The sequence below is a fragment of the Pedobacter boryungensis genome (assembly GCF_013204825.1).
Lineage (GTDB): Bacteria > Bacteroidota > Bacteroidia > Sphingobacteriales > Sphingobacteriaceae > Pedobacter > Pedobacter boryungensis.
Genome location: NZ_JABMKV010000001.1, coordinates 476,285 through 490,032, shown reverse-complemented (window position 1 = coordinate 490,032; position 13,748 = coordinate 476,285). Strand labels below are relative to the sequence as shown.

Here is a 13,748-nt window from a genome sequence, read left to right as displayed (position 1 = left end):
TTATTTCAAATACTTAGATAGATTGACTTTAATTTCTTTAATTCCTGCAACAACCAAGCCTGCAACAACCTTAGCTCCATCTGGACTTAAATGTGTATCGTCTTTTTTTCCAGCAGGATAGTTCACATTCCCAGAATCTACATAATTAAATAACCTTTTTGATGGTTCATCACCCAATCCAGTCAATAGCTTTTTTGTTTTAAGTTCCATATCAATTAATGGAATATGCAATGAATCAGCTAATTTTCTCACCACGTTAGGATAACCCTTGTGTGTATCTACTAAAATTCCATTTTTAAAATTTCGACGAGCTATTGGAGTTAATAAAATTGGAGTTGCTTTTTTTGCCTGGGTTTCTTGGATATATTTTATCAAATTGATTTTAAATTCATTTAATGATGTTCCGATTTCAGGTTTGTCTATTTTTTCATCGTTATGACCAAACTCAACTAAAACATAATCACCTTCTTTTAAAGTTGTTAAAATAGCATCCCATCTTTTTTCATTGATGAAAGATTTTGTACTTCTTCCATTTAGGGCTCGATTATCAACTTTAACATTTGTATCAAAAAAAGATTGTAACTCCATTCCCCATCCAGTTTCTGGAAAAGCCTTAGGTTGTTTATTGGCTGCAGTAGAATCACCTATAATGTAAAGTGTAATAGGTTCTCTTTTTATTGCAGTAAATGATGAGATTAGAACAAATCCTAATCCTATTAAAAAATTTTTGTGCATGCTATACTTGAAGATTTAATTAACATTATTTTAAATTTAGAAAGCAAATTAATTAACTTTCATAGCATTTACGATAATTAATTAGGCAAAGCCGCCAATTGATTTCATAAAAAATGGGCAGAGTAATCTGCCCATTTTAATATTAATAAAGTATTATCTCCATCTTGGATCACCTATTCCATTTGCTTTCAATGTGCTTTCACTAATGGTAAAATTACCCGTAGTTGGGGCTGCAAAACCTGGATTTAAAGTTGTGAATGTTCCAGTATCATTTTTAGCTCCAGATGTGGCACTAGCCGTAAAGTTAGGGGCATTATAGTAATTATTGCCTGAAACTGAGGTAAGTGTGGTTGCCGCCTGATTTGTATAATAATTTAAGCTTTCTGCAATTATATTTTTAGTAAAATTAATTTGATTTGAAGCTATACGAATATACAAGTATCTACCAGCTGCCCTATTCAGTGCGTTGTAAAAAGTATTTGTTCTAATTGTAATTACACTTGTAGTACTTGTAAAAGAAGAAGCAGCATCCATACGGAATAAATCTCTACTACCATCTTCTATTATGTTATACACTGTATTATTTTCAAACAAGAATGTTTTAGCAAATCCAGTTCTAAAATCTATAAAGCCTGCTCCAGTACATGATATGTCGTGAATGAGGTTTCCACTATAAGTAATGGATTCTGCTAATGCCGCAACATTAATGTATAATATACCTTTCACATAATTTTTAATTTCACTATCCTTTACCGATAAAGCACCGTAAGTACTAGCTGGAAGGGCTTCATCATAGATAATAGTTTGTGCAGCTATAGAACCAGTTCCATCAAGGACTAAATCTTTTAATTCTAAGCCAGCAGCACCTCTAATTTTAAAGGCAGCTCCTACTATTTTAGGCTTATCAGTTGGTCTTGCACCTTTAATCGAAATCGATTTAGGTATTGTTAAATCCGCATTAATTGTATAGGTACCCGGGAACAACGCAAATACATCGCCTGTATTAGCATTTGCAATTAAGGTAGCTAAATTATCTGTTGGATAAACGGGAAGGGCACCACCTAAATCTAATAAAGTTGTAAAAGTAATTGTACCTCTAACTTTGGTTCCATTGAGTAATTTAGCCGTATATAAGGTTTCGCCAGTTAATCCAGTTATTGTAGCCTCACCTGCGGTAATTTCTGCAGCAGTAACTGTATGTGTTATATTACCTGGAGCTAAAGTAATTGTTGTGGCAGTTTGTCCAGCTGGCCAATTTAGCACCACAGAATTTGAGGTTAGTTTAGCAGGATTTACGGTTTGAAAAATTTGTTCTGAATCAGTTTTTACAGTTGCAGAAATCCATTTCGAATCATCTACACCATCTCCAACAGCTTTAACTCTAATTGAGTATTGTGTATCCCCACTTAATCCTGTAATTGTGTAAGGAACTTGCAGAAAGTTAATGTCTTTAATTGTTTTACTTGCAGTGCCTGAAAAATCTGCATTTTCAAAAACTTCTATTGTATATGTTTTTGCATTATTAACTGCATTCCAAGTTAATTTAACCCCTGTTTTATTGACAACACTAGCCGTTAAACCAGTTGGAGAAAAAGCTCTGTCAACATCGAGCTTTGTTATTTCAGTCATCATGTCATCTTTACAGCCTGAAAAACCAACTAAGGTTAACAGAAAGAAAATGCTGATATATATATTTTTTCTATTCATCACCTTGATATTATAAGTTTAGAGGTTTATTGTTTAACATTCCGTTCGAAGCATCTAAAAATACTTGCCATATTGGCCAATATTGTTGAAGATTAGGCTGCTTTACATATAATGCATCCCAATATTTTATTGTCTCTGTTGTTGTGCCTAATGCCCAGGTTTTGTTGGCAGTATAGCCAGCGGCCGCACCAATTGCATCTGTATCTCCAAAATTTAATCCATAAATTTCGACAGTTTCTCCATTAGCTAAAGTTTTATAGTAAATCTTAGCAGGAAGATTAGCATATTTCCCTGTTCTGTTTTCTAGTTGTTGTAATTTAACTTTAGCTTCTGCCAATTTTGTATCTAATAGATTCCAACGAATTAAATCAGCTTTTCTTAACATTTCTCCTGTAAATTCTAAAGCTCTTTCGTTTACAATTGCATCAAAGAAAGTTGCTTTGGAAGCTGTAGCAGCCGCCATAAATGTCGTAACTTTTGCCGGAGCTGTTGGATATGCTCTATCACGAATCATTTTTAAATATGGAGCAGCGGCTGTAGGGCCATCAATATCATTAACTGCTTCAGCAGCCATTAAGATCACATCTGCATAACGCATGTACATCCAATTTAAGCCATCGTCGTTAGTAGAAGTAACTCTGCGTTTCATCCATTCGTAACGATATTTACCAAAATATAAGGCATTTAAATTCGATGGAACTTGAGCAGCACCTTTTGTACCATCTCCACCATCCCAATTATAAGGAACAATGCTCACATCTCTACGAACATCTTCTTTTTCATATTCATACAACATGATTGGATTAGGACCATTTGTGCCACCTTTATTTTGACCTGTATATTGATCTGTTTTTAAATGTCTTACACCTAAATCAAAAATTACCCTTCCTCTACCCTCACTAAATGGAATTTCCCACATAGATTCCAACCCTGCAGCCCCAGTCTCTTCATTTAATTTCCTAAATACTTCTTCATATCCGAGCAGTTTCAACTTATTACTAGCTATAATTTCTAAACATTCTTTTTTAGCTATGGCATACATTTTATCATGAGATAATTCTGGATCTGTACTTAATCTTACAGTACCATCTAAACGTTGTGCGTAGCCACCCGCTGCTAATGCTAAACGAGCTCTTAAACCTTTGGCAAATGCTTTATTCACTTTTTCTACACTGGTAACACTTGAATTTTCATTTGGCCAAGGCAAATAACCTGCTGCTTCATTCAAATCTGCCAACAACTGTTTGTAAATAACGTCTCTATCACTTCTTGGCAAATAACTTGTTTCGCTAGTAACTGGTTCAAATCTTGCAGGAACATCACCCCAGCCTTTGATTAAATCATTATATACAACCGCTCTTAACGTTAAGATTTGACCTAAAATTTGTGCCATTTGCGGGTTACTCTCTATCTTCCCATAAGTTCTAATTCCTCTAATTGCTAAATTTGCCCTTTCAATACCTTCATAAAATTTAGCATAGGCATTATCCAATGTATTCATTTGGCTATTGTTTACGTTGGTGTTATAATTACTCAATCTCGCCTTATCATCACCAGTTGATTTTAAAGAGTTATTTACTTCGGTATCATTATTAATTCCGTAGTAAACCAAAAAGCGACCTCTATAAGAATTAGTTTCCCCGAATGACTGAAGTACCCCTGCAATTGCACCTTCAGCTAAACCTGGTGTAGAAAAAATCACTGATTCATCTAATGTAGATTTTGCTGGAGCATCCAAAGCATTTTTACAACTACTAATTGCAGCAAATCCAGCGAAAACAAATAGTATATATATTATCTTTTTCATGTTCTTAATTTAATATGTCTTAAAAATTAACATTTAGCCCAAAAATGAATGATTTGCTTCTTGGGTAAGCAGAATAATCTACTCCAGGTGTTAAATTATCTTTTCTTCTTGTAGATACTTCGGGATCAAAACCTGTATAATTTGTCCATAACCACAAGTTATATCCAGAAGCATAAACTCTCAATTTTTTCATCTTCAATTTTTCAGAGATTTTAGCGGGAAGTGTATAACCTAAAGTAACAGTAGATAACCTTAAAAACGAACCATCTTCTACTGCCCAATCACTCAGTACAAATGACTTCATGTATGGTGACCATAATGTAGTATTGGCATTCATTGCTGATAATTCTGCTGGATCATTACTAATTGTACCATCGGCACGTAGATTTGTCCAACGCTTACCTGTTGCCATGATATCGATCATATTTCTAGAGCTGTACTTACTAGTTGATGTATATTCAATTTTGTTGGCATTATAAATATCATTTCCATAACTCCAGTTAAAATAAGCGCCAATATCAAAATTATAAATTCGAGAGTTTAATGAGAATCCTCCTGTATTTAGTGGATTAGCATTACCAATAACAGATCTGTCTGATTGGTCAATTTTACCATCACCAGAAATATCCTGGATTTTCATTGTACCAGGACGAATGGTTCCTAAAAATTCTTTGCCATCAACAACACCAGCTTTTAATGTCCAAGTATCTGTTACTGAATTATATCCAGAAAAATCTGAAACCTCATATCTACCAGCATTTTTATAACCATAAATTCGACCAATTGATGCTCCTGTCTCTACCAAATAATCTATACCAATTTCAGTTGATGCCCAATTAGAAGTACCATTAAGATTTTTAAGAGGACCCAATGAAATTACTTTATTTCTATTGAAACTAATATTGGCGTTTACAGAAAGATCAAAGTTTGTTTTTTTCACAGCATTCCAACTCACAGAAAACTCTAAACCTTTATTTTCTGTTTGGCCCACATTACGATATTGTATATCATACCCCGTACCTGGAGTTTGAACCGCAAGCAATAGATCTTTAGTTTTATTTAAATAGGCATCTATTGTCCCTGTGATTTTAGAATCAAGTAAAGCAAAATCTAAACCTATATTTCTAGTTACGTTTGTTTCCCATTTTAAATCTGGATTTGCCATTGTTTTTGAAGCTGCCCAATAATTGCTAGCTCCATTTATCCAAACAGTATTAGAATTTAAAAAAGATTGGGTCATTTGACCGGTAGGAATATTATTGTTTCCGGCAGCACCATAACTTGCTCTTATTTTCAAATCGCTTAACCAAGATTTTGTACTACTCATGAAATCTTCTTGAGATACTCTCCAGGCTCCAGAAGCTGAAGGAAAATATCCCCATTGATTACCAGGAGCGAATCTTGAGGAACCATCTGCCCTTAAGGCTAAGCTTAATAAATACTTTCCTTTATAATCATAATTGGCCCTTCCGAAAAACGATAGTAATTTATCGTCAGGTTCGTAAATATTAGCAATAATAGAAGCCTTGCCTTGAGTTGTTAATACTCTTGTTTGATCAAATCCGAAAGTTTTCGGATAACCACGAACCTCATTTGTTAAAACATTTAATTCAGTTTTATTGTATTCATGACCCAATAACACATTTAGGTTATGATCTTTATTTAAAATTTTACCAAAGCTATAATTTAAGGTATTGGTATTTCTTATCCCATTTCTATTTGTATTCATGCTATTGAGAACAGGTAGATTAGGGAAATCAGAAAGGTTTTTCACATAATATGTTGTAAGCCCGTAAAAACGATCTTGATCATTTCTTAAACCATCATAACCTACTTCAGAACGGAGCTTCAGATTATCAATTATCTCATAAGTTACCGCTCCGTTTAAGTTGTAAGTTTTACGGTGAATGTTTTGATCATTATCGGTAATGGATGTTAAAGGGCTATATAAGTTAAACTCATCATTGGTTTCTGTAGATGATGTTAAGCCGGCCACTGGAAATGGAGGAAATAACATGGCATTCTTTAAGCGGGAATCTGCAGAAGATTTTTCATTTTGCTCATTTGCACCACCGCCATTGGTTTTAGTATCAGAATAACGAACTCCAAAATCTAATGTCAGGTTATCAAACAATTTATGATTAAGCTTAAAATTAACATTATGTCTTTGAAAATCAGACATCTGCATAATCGCCTTATCTTTAACAAAATTATGGCTTAAACTATATTTAGTTTTATCACTTCCACCACTAATACTTATATTACTATTAAAAGTTGTTCCCGTACGTCCGAATATGATGTCTTGCCAATCGTTTGGTTGTACATTGGCATATAAATCAATATCCTGATAATTCCCGAAATACTGAGTGTAATCTGTTGGGGATTTATCCAAGAGAGATCTTTCGTATTGCCAGGTAACATAATCTAACGGAGTAAGTACATTTAACTTATTTGCCATTTCTCTTGTACCTGCAAAAACATTATAGCTAATGCTAGTTTTGCCAGCCTTACCACTTTTTGTGGTTACCAAAACCACACCATACGCACCTCTAGCGCCATAAATGGCCGTTGAAGAAGCATCTTTCAAAATATCTATGCTTTCTATATCTTGAGGGGCAATATCTGCAATTGAACTAACAGTAAAACCATCTACAATATATAATGGTGCATTGTCGCCAGTAATTGAACCTCCTCCCCTAACTCTCACATTTATTTGTGCATCAGGCGATCCTTCTGTTGAAGAAATGATAATTCCAGGTACACGGCCTTGGATGGCCTCCAGTGCAGAAGAAACTGGTGCAGCAGCAATCACATCAGCACTAACTGATGATACTGAAGCGGTTAAATCCTTTTTACGGACTGTTCCATAACCTACATTAATTACAACTTCATTTAAATTTGAAACCTCTTCTTCAAGTGCAAAGTTTAGTCTGGTCTCATTACCAACAGTCATTTCAAGCATTTTAAAACCTAAATATTTGGCTTGTAAAACAACAGTACCAGCTGTAGGAACAGTAATTGAGAATTGACCATTTGCATCGGTACTTGCTACAGTTGAAGTACCTTTTAAGGTAACAGAGGCACCTGGAATTGACATTTTAGTTGCCTTATCGGTTACCTTTCCTGTAATTTGCCTAGTTTGTGCTTTAGCTATATTTATGCCCATAGCAAGCACACAAAAGAACAGTAAAATTTTTTTCATACAATTAGGTTATATTTTGGTTGGTTATGACGACGTATTAAGTCATCTATTAACAAGTCTACATTGTTTTTTTTATAAAGCATATCAGTACATGACACTAAATTTGTGCAATCGTTCCCGACAACGTTGCCAAAAATTCAATCTAAAAAGTTATATTTAAAATCATAAACAAATACTACTATTATTAACTTAGCTTTTTATTCCTTCTACTTGTCAAAATATAGCGTTGAACCATGTTTGAGCCCGTAACCATAAAAGATATTGCAAAGGCCCTAGGCTTATCCACTTCTACTGTTTCAAGAGCACTAAGAGATACACATGAAATAAGCGCTGCAACTAAACAAATTGTTCTAGCCTATGCAAAAGAGATTAATTATCAACCAAATCCAATTGCTTTAAGTCTCAAGGAACGCCGCAGCAAATCCATTGGAGTTATAGTGAGCGAGGTTGCAAACAGTTACTTTTCTCAAGCAATTAATGGCATAGAATCCATTGCATATGACAGAGGTTACCATGTTATTCTTACACAAACTCATGAGTCTTATGATCGTGAAGTAATCAATGTTCAGCATTTAGCTTCAAGATCTGTAGATGGCTTATTAGTTTCTTTATCGTCTCAAACTAACGACATTTCACATCTTAGTTATTTACATGAAAAGGGCTTACCTATTGTTTTTTTTGATCGAGTAGCAGATGAAATTGAAACGCATAAGGTTATTGCAAACAATGAAAAAGGCGCTTTTGAAGCAACTAGTCATCTCATCAAATCAGGTTATAAACGGATTGCTCATTTAACAAGTTCAACTCAATTATCAATTAGTATAGAGCGATTAAAAGGATATGAAGGTGCTTTAAAGGCCAATAACATAACAATCAATCCATCTTACATCAAACATTGTCCACATGGTGGAATGATTTATGAAGAAACTGAAAATGCAATTAAAGAGTTAATGGCTTTAGATGAAAAACCAGATGCCATTTTTGTTGCTGGCGACAGATTAAGTACTGGATGTTTAAGTGTATTTAAAAACCTTAAAATTAGCGTTCCAAAAGATATGGCCATTGCTGGCTTCAGCAACTCTGATGTATTAGACTTGTTTAATCCTTCTTTAACTTCAGTTCGACAACCTGCTTTTGAAATTGGTCAGCTCGCAACACAAATGCTTTTACAATTAATTGAAGCTAAATATCCGGTAGAAGAATTTGAGAAAAAAATATTAGACACCAGTTTATTTGTACGAAATAGTTAGGACTATCCTATTTCAAAACCACTAGCTAATTGCTGTAATTCTTCTTTAGAAATTAATTTAGGGTTATTGTATTGTTTTTCCAACATAGACAATGCTACTTTGATATGTCCTGTTGTTGTATTAATTAAACACTCACCATTATCAATTGTGGCAGAGATGTACCTTCCAATTCCTCTATTAACATCAGAAAACCTAAGTACTAATTCATGGAATATAAACACTGGATAATTCATGAGTTAAAAGTAAAAAGCCAATGTTAAATTTATATGAAGTTAAAGTTATTTTTTGTTAACATTAACTTAACATTGAAATGATTTAAAACTATGAATAGAAACTTAAGGTATTTTATAAGCCTGTCTGCCTAATAATTTCCAATCCTTACCTTGCTTTTGCCATACTAAAAGAATACCCAAATGAACTTCACCAGGCTTTCCACCATCATTAGTTTTCGCATGTAACTCATGACGTACTATTGCGGTTTTGCCAGTAACTTTTACAGTTTGATTTTTAAATTCTATACTTACAAAATCTGAAGCACCGCTAACTATTCCTTCTACAAAAGCAGCTTTATCTTGTATTTTCCCGCTAGAATGTCCATAGCTTAAATCATCTGCTGCAATATTTTCTAAAGCCAATTTTTCCCCACTAATTAATGCTAGCCTTAGATTCTCTACAGCATTAAGCACTCTTTTTTCTTCAATAGTTTGAGCTTTTGCCATCACATTTATACTTAGAAATAAAAAGAGAATAATATACTTTTTCATACTTATAAATTGAATTCCGTCACTGTTATATTTCCCCAATATACAGTTTTTAGCATCATTTTTAAAAATGCAAAGAGAAGGAATAATCAGCAAAAGATTTTCTATTAATGTTTTGCCATAAAAAAACCCCTCATATTATAAGGGGTTTCTACAAAAAATTATGAGGAGCTTAACTTAAAAAATTCTATATAATCGGAGCAAAAGCATTTTTATCTAATGGCTTTAAAATAAGTTTTGATACATTTGGATGCGCTTGGATATGTTCAATATCAGCTTGTATTTCTGAAGCAGTAAGCACTACAATACGACATATACTTTTCACTTCTCTACTAAATTTTTCAAATTTCCTTAAGAACCCTAATCCATTTAGTTCTGGCATATCCAAATCAAGCACTATAAGTGATGGCATCGCTAATGGGTTATTTTGGTTTTCGTAAAGATATTCAAGTGCTTTCATGGCACTCTCCATTACTATTACTTCTCCATTAGTATTGACATTCTTCAACACATGTGCAGTGATCATCTGATCTATGAGGTTATCATCGACCACCATTATCCTATTCCTTTGCTCCATCAATACTAATTATTGCTTTACTGTTCCTAAAACATGACCAGCATATTAAATTATAGACAAAATAAACGCCATACTATTTTTATTTATAATACAGCCAGTAAAAGATGGATACTTTGTAATGAAGTTTTAAATTTAATGCTAAAATCGTGTTTTTAAGAGTGTAACATTTTAGTTTTATAATCACTGCCTGTTATTGATTTTATATAAATAGTAGAATATTTTCCACAAAATGTGTAAAATATATTAAAATTGAGGAATTAATTCCCATTAACCAAGTGTTATAATTGTATATATTTTTTATCAAGAACCAAGAAGTGATTTCCCCATAATTCCCCGATTTTTCCTAACCTTTAAAAAAGTCCACACTTCCCACTTATAGCTGCCTTTTTTATAATTTATAAAAAAACATGGTTAAACATCTAATTTTCGGGGTTATAATCAATACAGCACACTTAGAAAGGCAAATGGCATTGCTCTTGCCTAGTTGGTAATATAATAAATCAATCCCTAATGAAATATTCGAAATTATTTATCAGCATTCTTTTTTTAGCTTTAGCTGTTACAGTAGCATCTAGCCATAGTGTGTTATTAGCTAAAAATAAATCTACCTCAACTTTACCAGTTAAAGAAAAGGTAAATCATGAAAACAAAAATTTGCCTTTACGTGGCGATGTTTGGTTTGCATTTGCAGCAATGGGCGCCATAAGTACCTACCTAACATTTAAAAGAAAATAGATTTAATTTGTTTAAACAAATTAAATCTATTCATTTGAAGTTGCTTATTTTACCAATGAGTTTTCTTGAAAAATCTTTTCAAAAATATACTCTGAAGCTAAATATGACTTCAATAGTTGAACCTGATTTTTTGCTCTCACTAAATTATGTTCACTATAAGTAGTGTGATAATAGATATCGTCATTTAAGAAATCAGTTAAAAATCTTAGTGCCTGCATATAAATCATAAACTTACCACTAAAAATAAATTGTTCTTTTTCAGAAATTGATAACACCTCTCCCATTTCTTCCATATACCCTCTATAAATAGCAAAAAACATTTCTTCCCTCACAAAAACTTTAGTTAACTCTTTTTCCTCCTCATTTGCCTCAGATAAGTAAGTTCGCATCATATCTCCTACATCGCTGATGTAATAACCAGGCATTACCGTATCCAAATCTATTACACAAATTCCTTCACCTGTTTCATCGTGAAGCAGAACATTATTAATTTTTGTATCATGATGAACTACTCTTTCTTTAAGTTTTCCATTTTGAATAAGTTCTTGATATTTTATTGCGATATAATCAAGATGAGTTAGTTCCTCTATTTCCGCTGTTGCTTGTTGCAGACGATCTATACTTGCATTTTTTAAAGCACTTTTAAATTGCTCCACACGAAGTGAAAGGTTATGGAAGTCGGCAAGTGTATACTTTAATTTTCTCGTATCAAATCCATCTAATTCTTTGGCAAATTGCCCAAATTGTCTTGAGGCCTGATACGCCTCATCTGCATACTTTACATAATCAGCTGATTTAGAGTTTTTAATAAAAGGGAAAATTCGGTAATATTCTTCGTTAACCACCACCATCGTTTCATTTTTTAAATTAGGCAATGGAGATACAAATAAGTAATCTGGCGAATATTTGTCCAGAAATTTTCTCAATTCTACTAGATTTTCATCTATATGTATGGGGTCCTTAAAAACAGTTGTATTTATTTTCTGTAACAGATAGTCATTTTCAACACCTGAAACTTTCCAGGTGTAATTAATTAGCCCAGAACCGTGAAGTTCTATTTTATAATCATCGAATTGCAAACCATAGCTAGCTAAGATTTCTTGAAACATATTATTTAGTGTGGTATAAAAAGTTTAATTGAGCAAATTATAGTAATATTATGCTAAACCCTTTGCTATCAAGATAGCAAAGGGAGTATGCAACCAATTAAAACTATTATTTAAGAACTCGAATGCTGTGTTTTTCAAAATGTAGTATCTATTGATAAGAATCTTAATAGCTAAAATTCTTATCTACTTTAGATTTAAAGAGAATATTCTCTGGAATACAATGTAATTTTTTTGATCATTTGTGTTAAATTTAAGTTGTTTAATCCTTGCCATAAAAAATAGAGCAAGAACGGTAATTGTATTTTATTCTACCTTGGTTAAAGATTTCTTCTTCTTCATGCTTCTTTTATAGCTCAAACTTTGTCTTATCGTTTCTAGTTTGTTAATGCAAGATATATATTCAAAAAGCACAGATTTTATTTTTTATAGCGCAAACGTTTGTTTAAAATATAGCAACTTTCATAAAGTATAAAAGAAGAAATGACCCAGAAACCATCCCCTTCTTCTTATTTCATCATCTCTATCTTGCTATATGACAAGCAAAAATTCCAACATAAATTATTAATTCTTCGAAAAGGTTTATTTATAGCCTTTCCCCTATATGATTAGCAGTTAAAATAAATCAACAAATTGATTTCAAAAACTGAGTGCAAACGTTTGTTTCCCAATAAATTGCATAACTATTAATCAAATCGCCTTAAAACTATGTTATTCTTCTTTCAATTATCGAAATCTCGGTTTATGAATGGAAAAAGAGGAAAATAATTTTCTTTTAAAGAAACTATAATTCAAAAAAATCACCCATAAGAGTGATCTAGCTTTAGGATTATACATAAGGGCACGAAAAAACGCACCTTAAAGACGATTTTTTAAACCTTTAGCTAGCTATACCTTTGTTTTATAAATAGTTAACAAAATCATCCAAATTTCTAAACAAACATTTAATCCCTAAAAAATGAAACAAAAAGCCATTTATTGTCTATTGGCAACCGCTGCTATATTTTCATCATGCAAAAAGAACATCTTTCGTAAATCAGAAACACAGACAGCAACTTTAAATAATCATTCTTACGTTGGTTCCCGTCTCACTCAAATTGTCAATTCTATGGGCGATGTTACCGTATTACAGTATAATGATGATGAAAAACTTAAACGTACACTTCAATATACTTCTAGCACTAAATCAAATAGATCACTTAGTTGTATTAGAACATTTAGTTATGATAAACAAGGTCGTTTAATTAAGACAGTTGTAGAAAACCAGTATGATAAGAAGAATTTGAACGTCTATCAATATAGTTACATAGGCAATCAACTTACTAACTATACACTTTCTACAATGAACATTCAGAACCCTAATCAGCCGATTTTAACATTAAATTTCAGTTATAGTTACCGCTACTCAAATGGACATTTAGCTAGCTATTCTATCAGTAATGGTGTTGGTGAAATTGTAATGGAAAGCACTTACAATTACAAACATAATGGTAAAAATACTATCCTTACAGGAACCAATAAACAGCCTGGCCAACCTGAAGAAAGATTTGCAACAGAGTTTTATGGAGATATCGCAGATCCTTCATCAATTTTTATCCCTGGAGCAGCAAAACCAAGCACCTTACTTACTAGAGATTTTGCTTATACATCAGATATTACTGGGAAATTTATCCAAAACTATAAAACAGATGTTAAAGGAAGGGTAATTTCAGTGGAAACAACCTATCCATATCAAGTAGGCGCAAAATCAAAAACTTGTTATATCTACGAATCTATATAACCATAGCCTTAAAAATCGCTACAGTTTAACGTTACAAAAATCACCCAAAAAGATTATTTTTTTGATTTTAATACAGCAATAACTTTGA

Annotated in this window: 11 protein-coding genes; 3 read left to right on the top strand and 8 right to left on the bottom strand. The window is 32.7% G+C overall.

Going from position 1 to position 13,748, the window contains the following annotated elements; translation table 11 throughout:
• The 4 genes from HQN85_RS02155 to HQN85_RS02140 all read right to left on the bottom strand — a co-directional run bounded on the left by HQN85_RS02155 (position 1) and on the right by HQN85_RS02140 (position 7,451).
• Positions 1-735, bottom strand: a complete 735-nt coding sequence (locus HQN85_RS02155) for a rhamnogalacturonan acetylesterase (protein ID WP_173268705.1) — start codon at positions 733-735, stop codon at positions 1-3.
• A 153-nt stretch (positions 736-888) separates the two neighbouring features.
• Entirely contained in the window at positions 889-2,442 is a 1,554-nt protein-coding gene (locus HQN85_RS02150; RefSeq protein WP_173268704.1) for a DUF4957 domain-containing protein, read from the bottom strand.
• A 10-nt stretch (positions 2,443-2,452) separates the two neighbouring features.
• The gene (locus HQN85_RS02145; RefSeq protein WP_173268703.1) at positions 2,453-4,249 is read right to left on the bottom strand and encodes a RagB/SusD family nutrient uptake outer membrane protein; all 1,797 of its coding nucleotides are present in this window, start codon (positions 4,247-4,249) and stop codon (positions 2,453-2,455) included.
• A gap of 19 nt (positions 4,250-4,268) precedes the next feature.
• Positions 4,269-7,451 (bottom strand): SusC/RagA family TonB-linked outer membrane protein, encoded by a 3,183-nt coding sequence (locus HQN85_RS02140; protein WP_173268702.1) that lies wholly within the window; start codon positions 7,449-7,451, stop codon positions 4,269-4,271.
• A 233-nt stretch (positions 7,452-7,684) separates the two neighbouring features.
• On the opposite strand from HQN85_RS02140, the gene HQN85_RS02135 reads away from it, so the two are divergent.
• Complete coding sequence (locus tag HQN85_RS02135) at positions 7,685-8,701, top strand: LacI family DNA-binding transcriptional regulator (protein WP_173268701.1); 1,017 nt, start codon at positions 7,685-7,687, stop codon at positions 8,699-8,701.
• Between the two features lie 2 nt (positions 8,702-8,703).
• On the opposite strand, the gene HQN85_RS02130 is transcribed toward HQN85_RS02135, so the two are convergent.
• The 3 genes from HQN85_RS02130 to HQN85_RS02120 form a co-directional block, all read right to left on the bottom strand.
• A complete protein-coding gene (locus tag HQN85_RS02130; RefSeq protein WP_173268700.1) occupies positions 8,704-8,934 on the bottom strand; it encodes a hypothetical protein in 231 nt (76 codons plus the stop codon).
• 102 nt (positions 8,935-9,036) lie between these two features.
• Positions 9,037-9,465, bottom strand: a complete 429-nt coding sequence (locus HQN85_RS02125) for a nuclear transport factor 2 family protein (RefSeq protein ID WP_173268699.1) — start codon at positions 9,463-9,465, stop codon at positions 9,037-9,039.
• A gap of 184 nt (positions 9,466-9,649) precedes the next feature.
• Complete coding sequence (locus HQN85_RS02120) at positions 9,650-10,018, bottom strand: response regulator (protein ID WP_262888138.1); 369 nt, start codon at positions 10,016-10,018, stop codon at positions 9,650-9,652.
• Between the two features lie 531 nt (positions 10,019-10,549).
• On the opposite strand from HQN85_RS02120, the gene HQN85_RS02115 reads away from it, so the two are divergent.
• Positions 10,550-10,774 carry a hypothetical protein gene (locus HQN85_RS02115; protein ID WP_173268697.1) on the top strand — a complete coding sequence of 75 codons (225 nt, stop codon included), beginning with the start codon at positions 10,550-10,552 and terminating at the stop codon, positions 10,772-10,774.
• 44 nt (positions 10,775-10,818) lie between these two features.
• On the opposite strand, the gene HQN85_RS02110 is transcribed toward HQN85_RS02115, so the two are convergent.
• A complete protein-coding gene (locus HQN85_RS02110; protein ID WP_173268696.1) occupies positions 10,819-11,883 on the bottom strand; it encodes a phosphotransferase enzyme family protein in 1,065 nt (354 codons plus the stop codon).
• A gap of 955 nt (positions 11,884-12,838) precedes the next feature.
• Between HQN85_RS02110 and HQN85_RS02105 the strand changes: the two genes are divergently transcribed.
• The gene (locus HQN85_RS02105; protein WP_173268695.1) at positions 12,839-13,660 is read left to right on the top strand and encodes a hypothetical protein; all 822 of its coding nucleotides are present in this window, start codon (positions 12,839-12,841) and stop codon (positions 13,658-13,660) included.
• Positions 13,661-13,748 lie beyond the last annotated feature (88 nt).